18 protein-coding genes and 1 tRNA gene are annotated in these 19,896 nt (G+C 69.5%); 8 read left to right on the top strand and 11 right to left on the bottom strand.

Going from position 1 to position 19,896, the window contains the following annotated elements; genetic code table 11:
- Positions 1 to 51: 51 nt before the first annotated feature.
- Both glmS and glmU read right to left on the bottom strand, forming a co-directional pair.
- The gene (gene glmS, locus ACO073_RS20720) at positions 52 to 1,875 is read right to left on the bottom strand and encodes a glutamine--fructose-6-phosphate transaminase (isomerizing) (RefSeq protein WP_421999892.1); all 1,824 of its coding nucleotides are present in this window, start codon (positions 1,873 to 1,875) and stop codon (positions 52 to 54) included.
- 22 nt (positions 1,876 to 1,897) lie between these two features.
- Positions 1,898 to 3,256 carry a bifunctional UDP-N-acetylglucosamine diphosphorylase/glucosamine-1-phosphate N-acetyltransferase GlmU gene (gene glmU / locus ACO073_RS20725; protein ID WP_421999894.1) on the bottom strand — a complete coding sequence of 453 codons (1,359 nt, stop codon included), beginning with the start codon at positions 3,254 to 3,256 and terminating at the stop codon, positions 1,898 to 1,900.
- A 59-nt stretch (positions 3,257 to 3,315) separates the two neighbouring features.
- Between glmU and ACO073_RS20730 the strand changes: the two genes are divergently transcribed.
- From ACO073_RS20730 to ACO073_RS20750, 5 genes are all read left to right on the top strand, one after another.
- Positions 3,316 to 4,017 (top strand): HAD-IA family hydrolase, encoded by a 702-nt coding sequence (locus tag ACO073_RS20730; RefSeq protein ID WP_421999896.1) that lies wholly within the window; start codon positions 3,316 to 3,318, stop codon positions 4,015 to 4,017.
- Positions 4,018 to 4,063: 46 nt separating this feature from the next.
- Positions 4,064 to 4,138 (top strand) — tRNA-Val (locus tag ACO073_RS20735).
- A gap of 191 nt (positions 4,139 to 4,329) precedes the next feature.
- Positions 4,330 to 4,836 carry a hypothetical protein gene (locus ACO073_RS20740; protein WP_421999898.1) on the top strand — a complete coding sequence of 169 codons (507 nt, stop codon included), beginning with the start codon at positions 4,330 to 4,332 and terminating at the stop codon, positions 4,834 to 4,836.
- Positions 4,823 to 5,368: a hypothetical protein gene (locus ACO073_RS20745; RefSeq protein ID WP_421999900.1), complete on the top strand. Its 546-nt coding sequence runs from the start codon at positions 4,823 to 4,825 to the stop codon at positions 5,366 to 5,368. The genes ACO073_RS20740 and ACO073_RS20745 overlap by 14 nt, the downstream gene beginning before the upstream one ends.
- A 293-nt stretch (positions 5,369 to 5,661) precedes the next feature.
- Positions 5,662 to 7,728, top strand: coding sequence for a hypothetical protein (locus ACO073_RS20750; protein ID WP_421999901.1), 2,067 nt, complete (start codon positions 5,662 to 5,664; stop codon positions 7,726 to 7,728).
- Between the two features lie 119 nt (positions 7,729 to 7,847).
- On the opposite strand, the gene ACO073_RS20755 is transcribed toward ACO073_RS20750, so the two are convergent.
- Entirely contained in the window at positions 7,848 to 8,204 is a 357-nt protein-coding gene (locus ACO073_RS20755) for a hypothetical protein (RefSeq protein WP_421999902.1), read from the bottom strand.
- A gap of 698 nt (positions 8,205 to 8,902) precedes the next feature.
- Between ACO073_RS20755 and ACO073_RS20760 the strand changes: the two genes are divergently transcribed.
- Both ACO073_RS20760 and ACO073_RS20765 read left to right on the top strand, forming a co-directional pair.
- Positions 8,903 to 9,151 carry a hypothetical protein gene (locus ACO073_RS20760; RefSeq protein ID WP_421999904.1) on the top strand — a complete coding sequence of 83 codons (249 nt, stop codon included), beginning with the start codon at positions 8,903 to 8,905 and terminating at the stop codon, positions 9,149 to 9,151.
- Positions 9,152 to 9,332: 181 nt separating this feature from the next.
- A complete protein-coding gene (locus ACO073_RS20765) occupies positions 9,333 to 10,385 on the top strand; it encodes a prolyl hydroxylase family protein (protein ID WP_421999906.1) in 1,053 nt (350 codons plus the stop codon).
- Positions 10,386 to 10,403: 18 nt separating this feature from the next.
- Here ACO073_RS20765 and ACO073_RS20770 read toward each other — a convergent pair whose 3' ends face one another.
- From ACO073_RS20770 to ACO073_RS20800, 7 genes are read right to left on the bottom strand one after another with little or no spacing between them, the layout of a single operon-like run.
- The gene (locus ACO073_RS20770) at positions 10,404 to 11,141 is read right to left on the bottom strand and encodes a hypothetical protein (RefSeq protein ID WP_421999907.1); all 738 of its coding nucleotides are present in this window, start codon (positions 11,139 to 11,141) and stop codon (positions 10,404 to 10,406) included.
- Positions 11,142 to 11,196: 55 nt separating this feature from the next.
- A complete protein-coding gene (locus ACO073_RS20775; protein WP_421999908.1) occupies positions 11,197 to 12,225 on the bottom strand; it encodes a TauD/TfdA dioxygenase family protein in 1,029 nt (342 codons plus the stop codon).
- Entirely contained in the window at positions 12,222 to 13,757 is a 1,536-nt protein-coding gene (locus ACO073_RS20780; RefSeq protein ID WP_421999909.1) for a M81 family metallopeptidase, read from the bottom strand. The genes ACO073_RS20775 and ACO073_RS20780 overlap by 4 nt, the downstream gene beginning before the upstream one ends.
- A 13-nt stretch (positions 13,758 to 13,770) precedes the next feature.
- Positions 13,771 to 14,337, bottom strand: a complete 567-nt coding sequence (locus tag ACO073_RS20785; RefSeq protein WP_421999911.1) for a carboxymuconolactone decarboxylase family protein — start codon at positions 14,335 to 14,337, stop codon at positions 13,771 to 13,773.
- A 43-nt stretch (positions 14,338 to 14,380) separates the two neighbouring features.
- Complete coding sequence (locus ACO073_RS20790; protein WP_421999912.1) at positions 14,381 to 15,043, bottom strand: ChrR family anti-sigma-E factor; 663 nt, start codon at positions 15,041 to 15,043, stop codon at positions 14,381 to 14,383.
- Positions 15,040 to 15,597: a sigma-70 family RNA polymerase sigma factor gene (locus ACO073_RS20795; RefSeq protein ID WP_421999914.1), complete on the bottom strand. Its 558-nt coding sequence runs from the start codon at positions 15,595 to 15,597 to the stop codon at positions 15,040 to 15,042. Before ACO073_RS20795 ends, ACO073_RS20790 begins: the two co-directional genes overlap by 4 nt.
- Positions 15,598 to 15,607: 10 nt before the next feature.
- On the bottom strand, positions 15,608 to 17,002 hold the full coding sequence (locus ACO073_RS20800) for a M20 family metallopeptidase (protein ID WP_421999916.1): 1,395 nt from the start codon (positions 17,000 to 17,002) through the stop codon (positions 15,608 to 15,610).
- Between the two features lie 62 nt (positions 17,003 to 17,064).
- Between ACO073_RS20800 and ACO073_RS20805 the strand changes: the two genes are divergently transcribed.
- Positions 17,065 to 18,207 (top strand): iron-containing alcohol dehydrogenase, encoded by a 1,143-nt coding sequence (locus ACO073_RS20805; protein ID WP_422002186.1) that lies wholly within the window; start codon positions 17,065 to 17,067, stop codon positions 18,205 to 18,207.
- Here ACO073_RS20805 and ACO073_RS20810 read toward each other — a convergent pair.
- Complete coding sequence (locus tag ACO073_RS20810) at positions 18,204 to 19,871, bottom strand: SulP family inorganic anion transporter (RefSeq protein WP_421999918.1); 1,668 nt, start codon at positions 19,869 to 19,871, stop codon at positions 18,204 to 18,206. The genes ACO073_RS20805 and ACO073_RS20810 overlap by 4 nt on opposite strands.
- Positions 19,872 to 19,896: the final 25 nt, after the last annotated feature.

The following is a 19,896-nucleotide window of genomic DNA, read 5'->3' on the forward strand; positions in this document are numbered from 1 at the left end:
AGGCTCGCGGTCCGTAAGACGATGAGCGCCGCGGGAACTGAGCCCCGAGCCTCACTCCACCGTCACGCTCTTGGCGAGATTGCGTGGCTGGTCGACGTCGGTGCCCTTGGCGACGGCGGTGTGATAGGCCAGCAGCTGCACGGGCACGGTGTAGAGGATCGGCGCCACCAGCGGGTCGACGCTGGGCAACCCGACCGCCGCGACGGCATGATCGCCCAGCCGCGCCAGCCCCGGCCCGTCGCTGATCAGCACCAGCTTGCCGCCGCGCGCCTTCACCTGCTCGAAGTTCGAGGCGATCTTGTCGAACAGGGCGTCGGTCGGCGCCACGACGACGACCGGCACGGCCTCGTCGATCAGCGCGATCGGCCCGTGCTTCATCTCGCCGCCGGCATAGCCCTCGGCGTGGATGTAGGAGATTTCCTTGAGCTTCAGCGCGCCCTCGAGCGCGATCGGGAAGGACGAGCCGCGGCCGATGTAGAGTACGTCGCGGGCCGGCGCCAGCACCTCCTCGGCGATGCGGCGGTATTCGTCCTCGCGGTTGAGCGCCTCGTTGACGTGGGCGGGCAGCTCGATCAGCGCATGGCCGATCCGGGCCTCCTCCTCCTGCGACAGGGTGCCCCGCGCCCGCCCTGCCGCGATGGCGGCGACCAGCAGGACGGTGAGCTGCGTGGTGAAGGCCTTGGTCGAGGCGACACCGATCTCCGGCCCGGCCAGCGTCGGCAGCACGATATCCGATTCACGCGCGATGGCGCTCTCGGGCACGTTCACGACCGACAGGATCGTCTGCCCCTGCGCCTTGGCGTAGCGCAGGGCCGCCAGCGTATCGATGGTCTCGCCCGACTGGGAAATCGCGATGCACACGCCGCCCTCGGGCAAAGGCGGCTCGCGGTAGCGCAGCTCCGAGGCGACCTCGACCTCGACCGGGAGGCGCGCCAGCTTCTCGAACCAGTACTTGGCCACCATGCCGGCGAAGCACGCCGTCCCGCAGGCGGTGATGGTGAGCCGGGGGACCGACGCCCAGTCGAACGGCAGGGCCGGCAGGCTGACCGAGCGCGTCGCGGGATCGAGGTAGGTCTGCAGCGTGTCGCCGATCACCGCCGGCTGCTCGTGGATCTCCTTCAGCATGAAGTGGCGGTGGTTGCCCTTGCCCATCATGGCGCCGGTGATGCCGCTCTGGCGGATGTCGCGGCGCACCTCCTCGGTGCCCTGGAAGATGCGGGCGCCCTTGGCGTCCAGGACCACCCAGTCGTCGTCCTCGAGATAGGTCACGCGCTTGGTGAAAGGCGCCAGCGCCAGGGCATCGGTGCCGATGTACATCTCGCCGTCGCCGTAGCCGACCGCCAGCGAGCTGCCGCGGCGGGCGCCCATCAGGATGTCGTGGCGGCCGCTGAACAGCGCGACCAGGGCGAAGGCGCCGCGCAGGCGGGCCATGGCCTCGCCCATCGCCGCCTCGGGCGAGCGCTGCCGCTCCAGCAGCGAGGTCAGGAGCTGGGCCACGACCTCGGTGTCGGTGTCGCTCTCGAAGCGCCTGCCCTCGGCCTCGAGCTCGTCCTTCAGCTCCTGGAAGTTCTCGATGATGCCGTTGTGCACCACGGCCACGCGGTCGGTGGCGATGGGATGGGCATTGCGCTCGCTGGGCTTGCCGTGCGTCGCCCACCGTGTGTGGCCGATGCCGATCGTGCCCGGCAGCGGCTGGCTCCCCAGCCGCGCCTCGAGGTTGACCAGCTTGCCCTCGGCGCGCCGGCGCTCGATGTGGCCGTTCACCAGCGTCGCGACGCCGGCCGAATCGTAGCCGCGATACTCGAGCCGCTTCAGCGCCTCGACCAGCAGCGGCGTGACCGGTGCCTTGCCGATGATTCCGATGATGCCGCACATGGGGAGATCTTCCGCGAGGGGACTACTGCTTCCTGCTCCGCTTGGCCTCCGCCGCGCGGACTTTCAGTTTCGCACGAAGCGCGGCGGCCCGCCCCTTCTTTGTGACCTGGCGGGCGCGACCGAAGGCGACGGCGCCGGGCGGCACGTCCTCCGTGACCACACTGCCCGCCGTCACGTTGGCGCCGCGCCCGATGCGAACCGGCGCCACCAGCGAACTGTTGGAGCCGACGAAGGCGTCGGCACCGATCTCGGTCCGCCATTTCCCATAGCCGTCGTAGTTCACGAAGATCGTGCCGGCACCGATGTTGCTGCCCCGCCCGATCGCCGAATCGCCGAGATAGGCCAGGTGATTGGCCTTGGCGCCGCGGCCCATGCGGGTGGCCTTGAGCTCGACGAAGTTGCCGACATGGGCGGCGTCGGCGACCTCCGAGCCCGGGCGGATGCGGGCAAACGGCCCGATGATGGCGCCGCGGCCGATGCGCGCCCCCTCGATGTCGCAGAAGGCCTTGATCTCCGTCCCCGACGCCACGCTGACGCCGAGGCCGAAGCGCACGTTGGGACCGAGCGTGACGTCGGCCGCCAGCCGGGTGTCGGCCGCGAGCCAGACGGTCTCGGGATCGGCCATGGTGACCCCGCCCGCCAGCGCGGCCGCGCGCAGGCGCTGCTGCAGCGTCCGCTCGGCATCGGCCAGTTCGGCACGAGAGTTCACGCCCTTGAACTCGGCCTCCTCGCCGGCGACGGCGATCGCCAGCCGCCCGGCCGCCCGAGCGATCGCGACCGCATCGGTGAGATAGTATTCGCGCTTGGCATTGTCGTTGCGGATCGCGCCCAGCAGGTCGCCGATTGCCGCGCCGTCGAGACACATCACCCCGGAATTGCAGAAATCGATGGCCCGTTCATCGGGGCCCGCGTCGCGGCTCTCGACGATGCGCTCCAGCACGCCGTCGCGCACGACCAGGCGGCCGTAGGGGCTGGGGTCGCGGGCGACAAAGCCCAGCACACCGACGGCAGCACCCGAGCGGCGACAGGCCTGGACGAGGCGCTGCAGCGTCGCCGTCGTGACCAGCGGCGAGTCGCCGTAGACCACCAGCACCGGGCCGCGATGGCCGGCCAGGGCGCCGAGTGCCGCCTTCGCCGCGTGGCCGGTGCCGAGCGCCCGCCGCTGCACCACCGTCGGATGGGGGGCGAAGCCCGCGGCCACCGTGGCGGCGCCGGGCGCCACCACGCCGACGACGCGGACCGGCCTGAGGCGGCCCACAGTCTCCAGGACGTGGCGCAGCATCGGCCAGCCGGCCAGCGGATGCAGGACCTTGGGCAGCGCGGACTTCATGCGCGTGCCGGCCCCGGCGGCCAGCACGACCACGGCGATGGGCGGCTTCATGCCGGTGCGATGCCACGAGGCTGGCGGCCCCGCAAGGCGGATGTGCTAAGGGTTGCAGCATGCACCCGAACGCCGACAATCTGATCGCCGCCCGCTTCGACACCGTGATCTACGACCTCGACGGCACGCTGATCGACAGCGCCCGCGACATGTGCGTGGCGGTGAGCCGCGTCCTCGCCGACCACGGCCTGCCGGCGATCACCGCCGACGATGCCCGCCACTTCATGGGCGAAGGCAGCAAGATCACCATGCGCCGGGCCTTCGCCAAGGCCGGGCGAACGCTCGACGAGGACGAGGCGAGCGCCGTGACCCGCGAGTTCGTGCGCTACTACGAGGAGGATCCGGTGCGCTTCACGACGGCCTTCGACGGAGTGACCGACGTGGTCGCCCGGTTCGACCGGCTGGGCCTGAAGCAGGGCGTCTGCACCAACAAGTTCGAGGGCCCCTCGCGCATGATCCTGAGCCACCTGAGGCTGATGCCGCCCATCGCCGACGTGGCCGGCGCCGACACCTTTCCCGTGCGCAAGCCCGACCCCGGCCACGTGCTGATGCTGATCGAGCGGCTGGGCGGCCGGCCCGACCGCGCCGTGATGATCGGCGATTCTGTCCACGATGTCGGCGCGGCCCATGCCGCCGGCCTGCCCGCGGTGCTGGTGAGCTGGGGCTACACCGCCACGCCCGCCCGCGAGCTCGGTGCCGAGGTGGTGATCGACCGGTTCGACGCGCTGCCCGAGGCGCTGCAGCGCATCGCCGCCGGCTGACGACTGGTTGACGGGTCGGGCGGCAGGCCCTATACGCGCCCCTTCCGGGCGCTTAGCTCAGCGGGAGAGCACACCCTTCACACGGGTGGGGTCGTAGGTTCAATCCCTACAGCGCCCACCAAAGCCTTTTCCCGACAGGCTTCCACGGCGTTGCTCTGGGCACCGAAACCAAGGCATTCCAGCAGCTATCGGGACGACGGTTGGAATGGACTTGTCTTGCGCTTGCCCGACACCAGGTCGCGCGAACCCCGTCGATCGGCGACGCGACGATATGGCGCTCCTGGCCCGCCGGGCCTGCCCGGAGGCGTGGTGATGGCGGTCCTGATATCGGCGGTCGGCCTGTTCCTGGCAGCTCTCGTGCTTCATCTGATCTGGTGGCGCTTCAAGGTGCCTCGGCGTCAGCTCGCCGCGCTCGCAGCGCTCTTCCTCATGGTGGCGGCCGTAGGCTTCGCCGCGCTGGTCGCCTCCGGCATCTTTTCCGACGACCTTCCCCTGCCCCGTCTCCTGATGGCGATCCTCCTCTTCGGCAGCCTCGGCGTGGTCTACCTGATCCTGTTCACCGCGCTCGAGGCCGACAGCCCGACGCTCACCATCATCGGCCTCATCTCGGAGACCGGCGCAAGCGGGGTGCACCGCGAGGCCCTGATCCGCGCAATGGCACGACACTCCTACGTCCAGACCCGCATCGACCAGATGGTGGCCGACGGCATGGCCGTCGAGTCGGCCTCGGGACTGCGTCTGGCGGCGCAAGGCCTTTGGCTGAGCAGGCTCGTGCTCCTCTACAGACAGCTGCTGACGCGCAAGCATGTCGGCGGCTGACGCAAGCACCACTGCCGACTACTGGCTGCTGGCAGCTCCCATCGTCGGCACCGTCGCGAATGTCGGCGCACAGCTCGTCCTGGCGCGCCTCATGACGACTGGACGGCTACTGATTCTGATCGCCGCTGCCTTCGGTATCGGCCTGGGGACCACGGCCGCGCTGACCCTCTTCGCCCTTCGACTGGGCGACACCACGACGCCCGACGCCCTCGCGCTCTCGGCCAGCATCCTGTTCATCTATTCCGCCGCCGGATTCGTGCTCTTCGCCATCATCAATCTCGGCGAGACGTCGCTCCGCATCCGCATGATGCGGATGCTCCTGGCCAGGCCGGGCGGCATCGGGCGCGAGGAACTGGTCGCCGAGTACGACGATCGGGCGCTGATCGCCGTCCGGCTCCGGCGTCTCGAAGAAAACGGCCAGGCTCGCGTCGCACAGGGGATGTACTACGCGCGCCCGTCGGTCCTGTTCATTGCAGCGGCCATCATCCGACTGGTGAAGCAAGTCGTCTATGGCAGGCATCGGACTCGGTGATGGCCGACTCGCCGATGAAGGCTCGACGGTGCTGAGGCGCCGTCATCCGGCCCGGCTCGACTCCTTGACGATCGCCCCGGCCCTCTGACGCGCGACGGCAATGTCGGACGTTCGGCCACGGCGTCCGGTTCCGGCCGCACAGGGCCGCGTTGTCCGATGTTGCCCCTGTTCTCCTGCTCTGAACGCCAGTAGGTTTCGGCCGGCAGCGCCTTCTCAAGGGACCTATCCGTTTGATTCCAACGATTTGCCTCGGCCATCGCGACTTCGCTCGCTTGATTGGAGCGCTTTTTGGCGTGGCAATCGGTGCAGGACTCGCCCTGTTGCTGGTGAGTGTCTTCTTTCCGGCACCAGACGTGAAATTTGGCGCCGCCGGCGTCGGCACGCTGGACTGGGTGAAGCCGGCGATCCGCCACGAACAGCGCGAGTCGGGCTTCTATCTTCTCACGCTCATACTCGGCGGAGTCTCAGGGTACGTCGGAGCATCGCGCTGGTTTGGCGGGCGCCAGGTCAGGCCTCTGCCGCTGATCTTGCTTGTCGCCCTGGTTCCGGCCTCCACACTTGCGATCGGCGCAGCCATGCCCGCCAGCCGCCTGCTGGCCACGCTCTATTCAGTGGCGGCAATCGTTGCTCTCGCGGCCGCCGTCTGGCTCTTACGAAGAACCGACAAGCCCGCGGACGACGCCCTGCCGGGTCCAAAGGATACTCCCGCCCCTTCGTCTTCAATCCGCCCCATCGTGTCGCCCCTGGCGGCCGCTGCGTTCGCTCTCGCGGTCATGGCGATCTTCGTCGTGCCGCTCGGAGCAAAGGGCATCGCGTCGACTATCGGCTTCGACATGCACATGGCGTCGTTCATGATGGGGCCAGCCACATACTCGTTCGGCGACAGGCTGCTTCCCGGGATCGACTATTTTACCCAGTACAGTGTCGGCACGCCCTGGCTGTTCTCGTTCTTCCTCGCGCCGACGGCGAGCGAGTCCATGGTGAACGCGGTCTGGTTCATCATCGCGGAGATCCTGTTCTTTCAGCTCACGCTGCTCTGCTTCCTGCGATGGTTCCTGCGGAGTTGGGGATGGGCGCTCGTGGTGGCCCTGGCCTGCCTCATCTTGCAGTTCACGACCCAGAGCCCGCTGTACGCCCCGTCGAGCACTTCGGCTCGTCATCCTCTTCTGATCTTGTCGATCGCGGCGTTCGCCTACTGGGTGCGCCGTGACTACGGTTGGGCGGAAGCACTTCTCCTGGCCGTGCCGCTTTCGGGATCCCTCTTTCTCAACACCGAGACCGGGATCTACACGTGTGCCGCGGTGGCGATCGTCGCGCCCGTGCTGGGACCCGGCCTCATCGTTCCAGTCACCAGGACACTGCTGCTGGGTGCGATGACCTTCGTTCTTTTCATGACCTGGAACGTGATCGCGTTCGGGTTCGGCGTCCTGCAGGTGCAGTATCTGGTCCTTCTGCTCGAACCTCTCATGATCTATGCGGGCGGCATGGGCGCCTGGCCGATCGAGTGGATCGGCGGCTATCACTGGCTCTACAACATCGTCTCGCCGGGCCTGTCACTGGCAACCATTGGTTGGGTGGCCTCGACAGCGAGGCAGCCCGACCATCCGATTGGTCGCGCCGAACTGGGCGCGCTGGCGGCGATTTCTCTCGTTGGGCTTTTCCTCACCGCCAAGTTCATCAACATGTCCATCGTAGGGCTTTGGCAAGTCAATTCGCTCTGCCTTGTCATCGTCATGGCGTGGTGGGCGCGTGCCCTCGTAGACGTCCTCCCCGAGCGCTGGAGACCGGCCTCCGCAGGCACGCGGAGGCCGCCACGATTCGCCCCCGCGTTTTCACCGAGGGCACTGTCCTCGTTGAGTTTGGCGGTTCTGCTGGTGTTGTTCCTGGGCACGATCACGGACGCCCGGAACCCGAGCCTTTATGGGATCACCGCGTACCGAACCCATCCGACACTGGTCAATCTCGTGTTCGGTGTGGATTCGTATCCATGCCCCCCGGAGCGCACCGGTTGCGCATCGACGCCGATTTCCCCGCAGGACGTCGCATTGATCGACAGTCTCTCCGCGCCGAAGGAGAGGGTCGCACTGCTGCTGATGCAGGACTGGGCGGTCCTGCTCGAAGCCAGGCGCGCCTCCAAGTTCCATTTTCTGCCGAGCGTCGTTGTCTTTACCCAACGCCAACTCGATGCGTCTCTGCAGCAGCTCGACCTTGTCTTTCTGCCTCGCGAGCCCGCCGACAAGCTCGGCATTGCCCACCCGGCAATGGAAGCAATTCTCGGCCCGATGCTGAAGCGCGACTTCAAGGTCGTTGGCGAGACCCCCACCTTGCTGGCATGGCGCCGCACCAAGAGCGGGGAATGATCGGACTTGCACCCATCTGGAGAGGACATCCGGCGCCGGCCGACCGACACGCGGCTGGCCGGACGACGCCTGTGGCGTCGCCCGGCCGGTAGTCCCCCCAAAAGATGCCCGTGCCGGCGTCAGCTCTTGCTGGTCGCCGGCGTCGTCAGGATCTCCGCGCAGGCGCGCGCAACGTCCCGATCGATCTCCTTGCTTCCCGGCATGATGGCGAACTTGCCGACGACATCGTCGCGGTCCCAGAAATTCGCCTTGTTCAGAAGCGCCAGCCTGGCCTTCGCGTCCTCCTGATTGCGGAAGCGCTGGGCACAGATCGGCGCCAGCGCGTCGACACGCGCGTCGTGGGCCGCCAGGGCGACGGCCTTGCGCGACGTCGACCCGCTCACCCAGCCGCCCCACGTGAACCCGATCAAGGCACACAGCACGGCGCCGCCGATGGCGCCCCAGAGGACAGGCTTCGTCTGCGTTGGAAGCTTCATGGTGCGTTTCCTTTCCCTTCCTTTCCCTTTTTTGGCCGCTCGAGCCAGCCGAAGGTGACCGTTGTCGCCATGACGTGTGTGCCATGACGTGGCGTGTGGTCTCCCTTGCGTGATGCGCAAACCATCGGCGGACGATGAGGCGAGAATGCGACATCGACAGGGAAGTCGGATGACATGTCGTCCGCCCGACAACCGCCCAATGCTTGCCCCATTGTCGGTAAGATTGAGCGCCACCCTTCGACCGTCCGCGAACGATCAACAAGACAAGAAGAGCGTCGCGGCGGTGCACCCTCAGGGCCGCACCACGGTCGGCGCCGGGTCCTTGCGTCGATGCATCGACCGGTGCGGCGACACGAAACGGGGACGCAACAACGAAAGGAGACGGCGATGACACGCCTGCGAACCACATTCGACGATGTCACCAGGGCATCGAGAAACCGGCTCAAGGCCGCCCATGCGCGCGATCTGGCGCGCGACGCCGCCGGCGAGCCCGCGGGCGAGTGGCTCCGCCTCTACGCACGGCGCCTCGAGGGGGCCGCCCGCGTCGCGGTGGGTCGGGTCCTGCGGACACGCCCGCGGGGATAGCAGGACGTCTGCGTCGCGCCGCGGCTTCCGGCGAAGCGCCCAGTGGAAGGGGGACACTTCGCCATCGGAGGCCTTCGGTTCGCTGCAACGACAAATCGAGGGAGAAAGGACGGATGGATCGCACCACACGAGGACTTCTATCGGCCTGCGTGATGTTCCTGAGCGGGCTCCTGGCAACCTACGCGCTCGCCGCCATCCTGCAGCAGAGCGCCATCGAGCGGGAAAGCGCGGTCATTCGCGCCGAGGCGGTCCAAGCGCCGGCAGGCCCTGTGAACGCCGATGGCTGGCCCGCACCGTCCGTCAAGGGACCACAGGCCCCGAAGAGCGCACCAGGCAACGGCAGCGACACGGCGCACCTCTGAGCCCACGGCCGCTCTCGATCGCCTTCGTCCATGACATGGATCAAAGGAACTCTGGAGCTGTGACGGGCTGGGTCAATTGACCGCCAAGTCGTTGGCTTGACACCAAACTTCGTCGCCTTCACACGGACAGGATGCCGGGGGCCAAAGCTCCGGCGCCCACCCATTTCCGTGCCGGATTCCGATGACCGCCGCGCTCAGCCTTCGTCCCGGTGACCGCGTTCCCGATTTCGCGCTGCCCGGCCTCGACGGCAAGCTGCGCAAGTTCGTGTGGAGCTTCATCGGCCGCCCGGTCGCCCTCGTCGTGGTCGACGATCTCGCCAATCTCGACGCCGCTCCCTTCGCCGCCCTTCGCGAGGCCTGCGCCGCCAGCGCCGTGACTCCGGTCGTGATCGCGGGCAATGCAGTCGCCGCCGCGGCCGGCCCGTGGTCGTCGATGGCCGGAACCGCCGACGACGCACCGCTGCTGCTCTGCGATCCGGAGCGCAGGTTCGCGGGCGCCCTGCTCGCCCAGGGCGGCATTGGCCTCGGCCCGACTGGGGCGCTGCGCCAGCGCGTCATCGTGCTCGACCCCAACCAGCGGGTCGCGGCCACCTTCGACACCCGTGCCCTGCCGGCCGCCACCGAGGCCATGGCCGCGCTGGCGGCGTCGGTGCGCGCCGACGGCGGCGCCGGCGAGGTGCTGCGCGTGCCGATGGCGCCCGTGCTGGTCCTGCCGCGCGTCTTCGAGCCGGACTTCTGCACCCAGCTCATGCGCCTGTGGAGCAAGGGCGACCACAAGGACAGCGGCGTCTCCAGCCGCTACGGCAACGTCAACATGGCCGCACTCAAGCGGACAGAGGACTACACGGTCGTCGAGCCGATGATGCAGAAGGCGATCTCCGACCGGCTCGCCTATCGCATCGGCCCGGAGCTCACCAAGGTCTTCGCCTTCGACCGGCAGTTCACCTTCGATTCGCACGTCGTCCTCTCCTACAGCGCCGAGGGTCACCACTTCTTCGGCGCCCATCGCGACAACGGCGCGCCGACGACCGCCGACCGCGCCTTCGCCGTCTCGCTGAACCTCAACGACGACTTCGAGGGCGGCAACCTGGTGTTTCCCGAGTATGCCGCCGTCCAGGTGTGTCCGCCGGCGGGCGCCGCGGCCGTCTTCTCGTGCTCGCTGCTCCACGAGGTGCTGCCCGTGACGCGCGGCCGTCGCTTCGCGCTCACGACCTTCTTCCGCGCCAAGAGCTGAAGCCCGGCCGGGCGACGCTCAGTCGGCTTCCGACCGGTGGGCCTGGGAAAGCTCGACGCGCGCCTTGTCGAGGCCGGGATCGAGCAGGTCGAGCCGGGCCGCCTCGTTGAAGGCGCGGTCGGCCGCCGCCAGGTCCTTGCGCGCGATCGCGCTCCTCATCTCGGCGAGCAGCTCGGCGATTCGTTGCTCGCGCCGGTCGTCGTGGCTCGCCGCGGCGTCGAGGGACTTCTTCAACGGCGCGATCTGCGGCGCATTGGGATCAAGACGTTCGGCCTCGGCGAGGGCTTTCCGGGCACCGGCCATGTCGTCGCGCTCGATCGCCAGCCGGGCCCGATCGAGCTGAAGCGCGAGCTGCGCCTGCGGCGTCGACTGCCGGTCGATCTCGCGACGTGCCGCCGCGATCTCGGGCTGTCCGGGCAGGAGCTTGTCGGCCCGGTCGAGCGTTGCGCGGGCCTGCTCGAACTCTCCGGTATCGGCGAGCCGCCGCGCCTCGCCCACGAGGCGCAGAATCTGCTCGTTGTCGGCATCGCTGCGCATCGTCTCCTCGCCCTCGCCGGCCGGCGCGGCCGCGGTGGCCGTCGCCGGCGCGCGCTTGGCGCCCCGTCCCGACCCCGCGGCTGCCGGCGCGGAGGCGGTCGCCTGGGCGGGGGACGCCGGCTCGGACGCACTGAAGGAATGGATCACGGCGAAGGCGACGCCGCCGCTCAGCAGGACCAGCGCGCCCACCAGCAGAACGCGTCGAAGGGAGAGGCTCACGACAATACTCCGGATGCACCCGTCAACGTCCGGGAGCCGAGGCGGGTTGCCGGCGTCAGTCCGCCGCGGCCTCGCGCGGGATCCAGCTCTTGGCTTCGCCGTCGTAGGCGGTGCCGGGGTTGCCATGCACCGTCGTGCGCCACATCAGGCGCTGCTCGCTCTCGCCATCGTACCAGGTCGCCGAATGCACCAGGCAGCGATTGTCCCAGACCAGCAGGTCGCCCTGCTGCCACTCGTGAACGTAGACGAAGGCCGGTTGCGTGAGATGGGCCATCAGCGCGTCGAGCAGCGCCGCCCCCTCGCCGCGCGGCCCGGGCTCGAGACCGACGAACGGGCCTTCGTGCCAGTCCATCTGGCCCCATTCGCAGAGGTACAGCGCGCGCTCTCCCGTGACGGGATGGCTGCGGACGACCGGCTGGCGCTGCGAGCGCTGGTGCGCCGCGAACGGTCCCGGCAAGCGTCCCCCGAGCGCCGCCTCGCGGGAGCGCCCGGTGCCCGGCTGGGCATGCAGCCCTTCCAGCCCCTCGACGCGGCGGCGCAGTTCGGCTGGCAGCGCCTCGTAGGCCAGGATGCCGTTGGCGAACAGCGTCTGGCCGCGGTCCGGCGCCACCGGCGTCACGGCATAGAACAGGGAGATGTCGGGCGGCGGCCGGCGATAGCTCTGGTCGGTATGCCAGCCGCGCCGGTGGGGATACTGAACGGGCAGCCCGCCGGCGGCGGTGAGCGGCGGCTCCGGCCGCTTCGGCGGCGCCTTGCCGTAGGGCGGCAGGTTCGAGATCACCAGGATCTGCGGTTGCCCGGGATGGACCGACCTGAGATCGGTCAGCGTGTGGCGATAGTCCTCGACCTCGGGTCCGAACACGCCGCTCAGGCCGATCAGCAGCTCGGGCCGCCCGGCGATCTCGGGCAGGCCGCGCACCAGCAGCAGCCCCTTCGCCTGGGCGAGCAGCTCGGGAAGCCGGCCGGGCTCGTCCCGGGCGGCGGCGACGAACGACGGCGCCCCGGCCTCGCCCGTCCACCGTACCGTTGCGCCGAACGAAGCGCCGGGCAGCGGCCCCGTGGCCTCGATGCGGCCTGCGCTCACGCGCGCGCCCCGCCCTTGAGCGCCCCGGCATGCGGATCGTTGACGCCGTCGAGCGGCCAGATGGGACGCCGCAACCGCGTGAACTTCAGCCGCGAGATGTCAGGCGAGCAGATGCCGCCCGAATCCACCAGCACGACCTCGCGCGCGATCGGCGCGTAGGCGGCGCGGAAGTGCTGGACGCTCTTCACCACGACCACGCTCTTGGAACGCGGATCGATGCCCTGGCTCAGGAAGACCTGCAGGTCGATGGTCTGGATGCGGTTGGAGATCGTGACGACGTCGATGCCGCCGATGCGCAGCACGGCGGTCGGGCCCATCGCCGTCTCGACGCCGGCGTTCATGGGGCCGTCGTTCCTGAAATGGCCGTCCGACAGCATCTTCACCCGGGCCGTCGCCTTGATCGGCGCCCCCATGGCGGGATCGGTATGGCCGCCAAGGCTGACCTCGATGTCGGTGCCGACACCGGCCTTTGTCGCCTGCTGCACGGTGGCAGGGTCGTAGATCGTGCCGAACGCCACGTCCTCGATCCCGGCATCGAGCAGGGCCTGCAGGACCGGCGTCGTGTCGTTGTAGCCGCCGCCACCGGGATTGTCGGTGCCGTCGGCGATCACCAGCGGACCCTTGCCGTCCTTGCCGGCGCCCGCCTTGGCGGCGGCGATCCCGTCGGCGATCGGGCGGTAGTAGCTCTTGGCCCCCTCCTCGCGCCGGCGCCACATCTCGTCGATCAGCTCGGCGGCGATGGCCCTGGCGCGCGCCTCCGCGCCGGGCTCGTGGGCGACCGCGATCGACGGGCCCGTGTAGGGGATGTCGGCCCAGGTGAAGCCGGCCTGGATGCTGACCACGTCGATTCCCGGTTCCTTCTCGAAGGCATCGGCCCTGGCCAGCAGGTCGCGCATGAGACCGGGCTGCGTCGTGCGGCCGTGCTCGGCGCCCTCCAGCATGGCGGGCTGGACCAGCAGGCAGCGCGGCTGCTTCCTGCCCTCCATCGCTGCCTGGACCAGCGCCGCGGCCTGGACCGCGCGCTCGTAGCCGTCGATGTGCGGATAGGTCCGGTAGCTCACCAGCGCATTGGCGTTCTTCGCCATCTTCACCGTCGCGTTGGCGTGCAGGTCGAGCGTCGTGGCGATCGGGACGTCCGGCCCGACCACGCCGCGCAGCATCTCGAGCAGCGCGCCCTCGGCATCGTCCTCGGTCTCCGTCACCATCGCACCGTGCAGCGACAGGCAGATCCCGTCGAGCTTGCCGGCCTTGCGGGCCGCGTCGACGATCATGTCGCGGATGGTCTCCCAGGTCTCGCGCGTGAGCTTGCCGGACGGCGTGGCGTTGGCCGCGCCGCCCCAGACCGGCTCCCAGCCGTACTCCTTGACGGCATCGATGTAGCCGCCGATCTCGTTCTTGGTGCCGGTGAAGCGAGGCACCATCGCGTCGCCGTCGATCAGCCAGCGCTTGCGGTAGTCGTCGAGGGTCGTCGTCAGTTTCGAGAACGTGTTCGTCTCGTGCATGAACTGCGCGATCAGGACGCGGTACGCCATCTGCCCATCACTCCTAAAGCTTGGCCGTCTTCAGCCACTCGGCCTGGCCTTCCTCGCCGTCGACGCCGAGGCTCTCAAGCAAACGGCAGACCATCATATAGTAGCCGACGGTCAGCGTGAGCTCGACCAGCGCGCCCGCCGACAGGAAGGACTGAAGCGGCTTCAGCGTCTTGTCCGAGGCGCGCACGTTGCGCACGACGTCGTCGGTGTAGCGCAGCACGGCCCTGTCGTGGTCGGTGAAGGCCGCCGCCTCGAGCGTGCCGTCGCGCAGGGCGGCGATCTTGTCGTCGGCAACGCCGACCTCGCGGGCGATCCGCTCGTGCTGGAAGACCTCGTAGGCGGCACGGCTCAGCCGCCCGACGCGCAGAATGGCGAGCTCGCGCAGGGCCGGATCGAGCTCGCAGCGGTGCAGCAGCGCATTGCCCATGCGAATGAAGCCCTTCAGGCCCGCTTCCGAATTCGCCAGCATGCGGTAGATGTTGAGATGCGGCTGCAGCTTGCCGAGGAACTCGGCATGCTTGCCGGTGGCGTTCTCGACCTCGTAGTACGGAATGCGCGGCATCGTCTCTCCCTCGCTCATGCCTCCTCTCCCGCCAGGGGCAGAGGAACGGAGGGGAAACCTGTCAGATCAGGCCACGCCGTACCAGCGGATTGAGCCAGCGCCCCCACGAACCGGTGAGCACGATCGGATTGTCGATGACGATCAGCGCGATACAGGGCTCGCCGGGGTCGGCCACGGGCTCGTGCTGATCCGGCCCGGGCCCGACCGCGAAATCGCCGACGCCGTAGTTTCCGGTCGCGTCGGTGTAACCGCCCTGCAGCACCACCGTGTATTCCTCGCCGACGTGACGGTGCATCGGCAGCCCATGGCCGGGCTCAAGCCGCAGCAGCGACGCGCGATGGTGGGTGCCCGGCACGTCGAGGCGGATCTCGTCGAACTTGCCCAGGATCCGCCGCCAGCGAGACGCCGGACCGAGATGGCGGGCGAGCGGCGCGGGCGCCCATTCGAACCCGGCCGGCGCCGACCAGGGCGCCGGCGGCGGCTCGACCGGCTCCGAGTCGAGACGCGCCAGCATGCGCTCCAGCGCGCCCTCGTCGGCAGCCGCGCCGGGCGCCCCACCGGCGTCCTCCAGCAGCAAGCCAGCCATCGCGCCGAGATCCGCCACGGTACGGCGCGCCACGGGATCGAGCGCGACGTGCAGGGCGACGGCGAGCGACGGGCCTGGGGCCAGCGTGCCGGCTGCATAGTCGAGCAGCAGCTCGTCCGGGGCCGTATGACGGCTCATTCCTCGTCCTTCTCCAGCGCCTGTCGCAGGCGACCCAGCGCCAGGCGAATGCGTGATTTCACAGTCCCGAGCGGCAGCTTGAGCTCTTCGGCGATGGCGGTGTGCGTCTTGTCCTCGAAGAATGCCTTCCTGATCACCACCATCTGGTCGGCCGAAAGGTCTCCCAGCAGCTCCTTCACGCGCGTATACGTCTCACCCGCAAGAACGGATTTGTCCGCATCCTCGGCCTCCGGGGCAAAAACCGTCAGCCAGTCCTCGGTCTCGATCGCCGGACGGCCGGTCCGCCGGGCAAAGTCGATCCTCTTGTTGCGGGCGATCGCATAGATCCAGGTCGCCGCGGAGGCCCGGGTGCGGTCGAAGCTGGCGGCCTTGCGCCAGACCAGGATCAGCGCCTCCTGGGCCACTTCCTGCGCGGTCTCTGCATCGCTGCCGCCGCGCATCAGGAACGCCTTCACCCGCGGCGCATAGTGGCGGAAGAGGTCGGCGAAGGCGGCGCGATCCTGCCGGGCCGCGATGGCCTCGATCAGGTCGGCCGCCTCGTCGGAGGAAAGCATCGATGCGCGGTCAGCCCGGCCGCCCCTGCGCGCCGAGATCCCAGAAGAGGCCGGTCATCAGCCGCAGCCCGTCCCGGGCCACCGGCGCCAGCAGGTGCTCGTTCGGCGCGTGCTGGGAGCAGGCGGCATAGGAATGGGGCACCCACACGGTCGGCATGCCCAGGATCTCCGTGAAGACCTCGTTGGGCAGGGAGCCGCCGAGATTGGGCAGCATGTTGGGCTTCTGCCCGGCGGTCTTCGTGATCGAATCGGCGGCGAAGCGTGCCCAGGGATTGTCCGGGTCGAGCCGGGTGGCGTTCATGATGACCTCCCGCGAGGGCGTGACCTCGATCGCCCCGAAGCCGTGGCGCTCGAGATGGCGGCGCAGCGCCGGCACGATGTCCTCGGGATCCGTGCCGACCACGAAGCGCAGCTGGCAGTGGGCGACGGCGCTGGGCGGGATGGCATTCACCGGCCGGTCGGGATTGCCGGTCTTGAAGGCCAGCACCTCGAAGCTGTTCCAGCCGAAGACGCGCTCGACCGGCGTCAGCGATTCCTCGCCCCAGTCCGGGTCGATGGCGGGCGCGCCCTCGCCGGCGTCGACATGCGCGTCGGCCAGGGCGGCGCGCACCGAGTTGGTGAGCGTCGTCGGGCGCCATTCCGGAACCTTGATCTGGCCGCGACGGTCGGTGATCGTCGCCAGCGCGTGGGCCAGCACGATGCCGGGGTTGGACAGCAGGCCGCCCCAGTTGCCGGAGTGATGCCCGCCCTCGCGCAGCGTCAGCCGGAGGTCGAAGTTCATCGTGCCGCGCGTGCCGCCGAAGATGGTCGGCCGCCGGTGATCGAGGCGCGGACCGTCGGACCCGATCAGCGCATCGGCCTGCAGCGCCGCCTTGTTGGCCTTGCAGAATTCGGCCAGGCCCGGCGAACCGGTCTCCTCGCCGGTCTCGATCAGGATGGTCGAGTTGAAGCCCAGCGAGCCGCGCTCCTCGAGGACGCAGGCGAGCGCGGCGATGTTGATCGTGTGCTGGCCCTTGTTGTCCGCCGTCCCGCGGCCGTACAGGCGGTCGCCCTCGGTCACGATGCGCCACGGCGACAGGCCGGAGCGCCACTGCTCCTCCTGGCCACGGATCACGTCGCCATGGCCGTAGGTCAGGACAGTAGGCTTGCCCTCCTCCTCGACCCGGCGGGCGATCAGGAACGGGCCGTACTCGGCGCGGGGATTGGGCAGGACCGTGCAGTCGTAGCCGAGCTTCTCCAGCGACCGGGTCATCTCGCCCGAAACATACTCCTGCAGGGCCGGCATCGAATCGGATTCCTGGCTCGTCGTCGGGATCGCCACCCGGCGCTGCAGGTCGGCCAGGAAGCCGCCCTCGTCGAAGTACTTCTCGGCGCGCGCGATCGCGCCATCCCTGCTACCACTCATCGGCGTTCCTTGCCTGTTTCCCGGCCACGATAGCAAAATGCAGAGGAAGAGAGGAATCTATGCTGACATCGGGCCGCATCGTCTTCGGCGACATGGAAGAGGTCTCCTTCGGCAAGCCGGCCGCCCCGGCCGCGGCCGGCCTGGCCGAATCCTACGGCGCCGAGCGCGTCTTCATCATGGCCAGCGGCACGCTGAACCGGCAGACCGACGAGGTCGAGAAGGTCCGCCGGGCGCTGGGCAACAAGTGCGTCGGCACCTTCGACGCGATGCCGGCGCATTCCCCGCGCAGCGCCGTCGTCGCGGCGGCCCGGCAGGCGCGGGAGGCCCGGGCCGACCTGATCGTGACCCTGGGCGGCGGCTCGATCACCGACGGCGCCAAGGCCGTGCAGCTGTGCCTCGCCAACGGCGTCGCGACCGTCGACGACATGGACCGGATCCGGGGCACCGCCCGGCTCGAGGCGCCTTCCGTGCGCCAGGTCTCCATCCCGACCACTCTCTCGGCCGGGGAATTCTCCGGCATCGCCGGCGTCACCAACGAGGCGACGCGGGTCAAGGAGATGTTCCGTCATCCGCTCACCGTGCCGCGCGCCGTGATCCTCGATCCCGAGGTGACGCGGCACACGCCGATGTGGCTGTTCCTGTCGACCGGCATCCGCGCCGTCGACCATTGCGTCGAGTCCATCTGCTCGGCGGAATCGACGGAATTCACCAACGCCTCGACCCTGCACGGCCTGTCGCTGCTGGCGCGCGGCCTGCCCGGCGTGAAGGCCGATCCGTCGGACATGAAGGCGCGGCTCGACTGCCAGATCGGTGCCTGGCTGTCGATGGGCGGCCTCGCCGCCGGCGTGCCGATGGGCGCCAGCCACGGCATCGGCTACGTGCTGGGCGCTGTATTCGACGTGCCGCACGGCCACACGTCCTGCATCATGCTGCCGGCGGTGATGCGCTGGAACCGATCGGCCAACGCCGAGAGCCAAGCGCTCGTGGCCGCCGCCATGGGGCATCCCGGCAAGGACGCGGGCGACGTCCTCGACACGTTCATCCGCGGCCTCGACATGCCGCGCAGCCTGGCCGAGGTGAAGATCGGCCGCGACCAGTTCGACCGCATCGCCACGCAGGCCATGGACACGCCGTGGGTGCCGCGCAACCCGCGCCGGATCGAAGGCCCGGCCCAGGTCAGGGAAATCCTCGAGCTCGCGGCCTAGGTCGGAGGCGCCGTCGCGACCGCGGCGACGGCGGCCGCCACGCTGGGAAAGCAGTAGCCCTCGCCGTCGACCGCAAGGCCGCGCTCGATGTCGCGCCGGACATCGTCCCGAAGGTTGCCGAACGCCAGGCGCACGCCGCGCGCCGCCAGTTCGCCCTCGATCTCGACCAGCGCCTCGCAACCCATGAGGTCGACGTCCTGGAGGGTGCCGCCATCGACCACCACGGCGGACACCGGTGCCGGCGCCGCGGCGATCAGCGCCTCGATGCGTTCGCGGAAGCGGCTGCAGTTGGCATAGAAGAGCGGCGCGGCGAAGCGGTAGACGAGCACTCCCGGCACCGGCACGGCGGCGGGGCGATGGGCCGGATCGTGCCACTCGCCCTCCGGGGTACGGCCGAGTGCGGCGTCGGGTGGAAAGGCCAGCGCCCGCAGCAGCAGCACGATCGAGAACACGACGCCCAGCAGGATGCCTTCCATGACGCCGAGCGCCACGACGCCCGCCAGCGTCACCAGCGCGCCGGCGAGGCTGATGCCGCGGAAGCGCCAGAGCCGGCCGAACTCGCCGAAGTCGCACAGGCTCCAGGCCGCGGCGATCAGGATGCCGCCCAGCGCCGCCGCCGGCAGGTAGTAGAGGTACTCGGCCAGCCACAGCATGACGGCGGCCACCACGAGGGCCGCGACCACGGACGTCACCTGCGAGCGGCTGCCCGCCGCCTCGGCGACGGCGGTGCGCGAATCGCTGGCGCTGATCGGCAGGCCCTGGGTGACGCCGGACAGGAGATTGGCGGCGCCGATTCCCAGCAGCTCCTGGCTGGCGTCGATGCGATCGCCGCTGCGCTGGGCGAAGGCGCGTGCCGTCACCATCGTGTCGGAGAAGGCCAGAAGCGCCGCCCCGAGCGCGACCGGCAGCAGGAGATCGAAGTCGGCCAGCGTCACGCTCGGCACCACCAGCTCGGGCAGCCCGGTGGGGATGCGGCCGACGACGGCAACGCCCTGCCTGTCGAGGCCGAAGAGGACGACGGCCAGCAGCGAGCCGAGCAGCGCCACGACATGGCCCGGCACGCGCGGCACGAAACGCTTGCAGAGCAGGATCACCGCGAAACTCGCCACGCCGATGGCGAGCGCCACGGGGTTGGTGTCGCCGAGCCGCGGCAGCAGGCTCGCGAGCTGCTCGAGCGTCGTCTCGCCCGCGGCCTTGATCCCCAGCACCTTCGGGAGCTGCGAGCCCACGATCACAAGAGCGATGCCATGCATGAAGCCGACGATCACCGGCTTGCTGAGGAAGTTGGCGACGAAGCCCAAGCGCAGGAGACCGCCACCGATGCAGATCACCCCGACCATCACGCCGAGCAGCGCGCAGAGCAGCCCCAGCCGCGCCGGATCGCCGGCCGCCAGCGGCGCCACCGCGACGGCGACGATCGCCGCCATGGCGGAATCGGGCCCGACCACCAGCAGGCGCGAGCTGCCGAACAGGGCATAGGCGAGGAGCGGCAGGAGGCTGCCATAGAGGCCCGCCAGCGGCAGCCCCGCCAGCTCGCCATAGGCCAGCCCGACCGGCACCAGCACGGCGCCGAGCGTCAGGCCGGCCGCGAGGTCGCGCGGCAGGTACTCGGCCTTGTAGGTCCTGAGGGTCGCCAGGCCGGGCAACCAGCGCGCGATCGTCATGCGTTCAAACTCTCCCCCGCCGCGA

Source organism: Reyranella sp., from assembly GCF_965229815.1.
In the GTDB taxonomy this organism is placed as follows: Bacteria; Pseudomonadota; Alphaproteobacteria; order Reyranellales; family Reyranellaceae; genus Reyranella.

Bases quoted from the DNA above. Each gene is read 5' to 3' on its own strand.
- glmS (WP_421999892.1), bottom strand. From the start codon at position 1,875: ATGTGCGGCATCATCGGAATCATCGGCAAGGCACCGGTCACGCCGCTG.
- ACO073_RS20765 (WP_421999906.1), top strand. From the start codon at position 9,333: ATGACCGCCGCGCTCAGCCTTCGTCCCGGTGACCGCGTTCCCGATTTC.
- ACO073_RS20790 (WP_421999912.1), bottom strand. From the start codon at position 15,043: ATGAGCCGTCATACGGCCCCGGACGAGCTGCTGCTCGACTATGCAGCC.
- ACO073_RS20800 (WP_421999916.1), bottom strand. From the start codon at position 17,002: ATGAGTGGTAGCAGGGATGGCGCGATCGCGCGCGCCGAGAAGTACTTC.
- ACO073_RS20745 (WP_421999900.1), top strand. From the start codon at position 4,823: ATGTCGGCGGCTGACGCAAGCACCACTGCCGACTACTGGCTGCTGGCA.
- ACO073_RS20760 (WP_421999904.1), top strand. From the start codon at position 8,903: ATGGATCGCACCACACGAGGACTTCTATCGGCCTGCGTGATGTTCCTG.
- ACO073_RS20780 (WP_421999909.1), bottom strand. From the start codon at position 13,757: ATGGCGTACCGCGTCCTGATCGCGCAGTTCATGCACGAGACGAACACG.
- ACO073_RS20730 (WP_421999896.1), top strand. From the start codon at position 3,316: ATGCACCCGAACGCCGACAATCTGATCGCCGCCCGCTTCGACACCGTG.
- ACO073_RS20810 (WP_421999918.1), bottom strand. From the start codon at position 19,871: ATGACGATCGCGCGCTGGTTGCCCGGCCTGGCGACCCTCAGGACCTAC.
- ACO073_RS20785 (WP_421999911.1), bottom strand. From the start codon at position 14,337: ATGAGCGAGGGAGAGACGATGCCGCGCATTCCGTACTACGAGGTCGAG.
- ACO073_RS20795 (WP_421999914.1), bottom strand. From the start codon at position 15,597: ATGCTTTCCTCCGACGAGGCGGCCGACCTGATCGAGGCCATCGCGGCC.
- ACO073_RS20755 (WP_421999902.1), bottom strand. From the start codon at position 8,204: ATGAAGCTTCCAACGCAGACGAAGCCTGTCCTCTGGGGCGCCATCGGC.
- ACO073_RS20740 (WP_421999898.1), top strand. From the start codon at position 4,330: ATGGCGGTCCTGATATCGGCGGTCGGCCTGTTCCTGGCAGCTCTCGTG.
- glmU (WP_421999894.1), bottom strand. From the start codon at position 3,256: ATGAAGCCGCCCATCGCCGTGGTCGTGCTGGCCGCCGGGGCCGGCACG.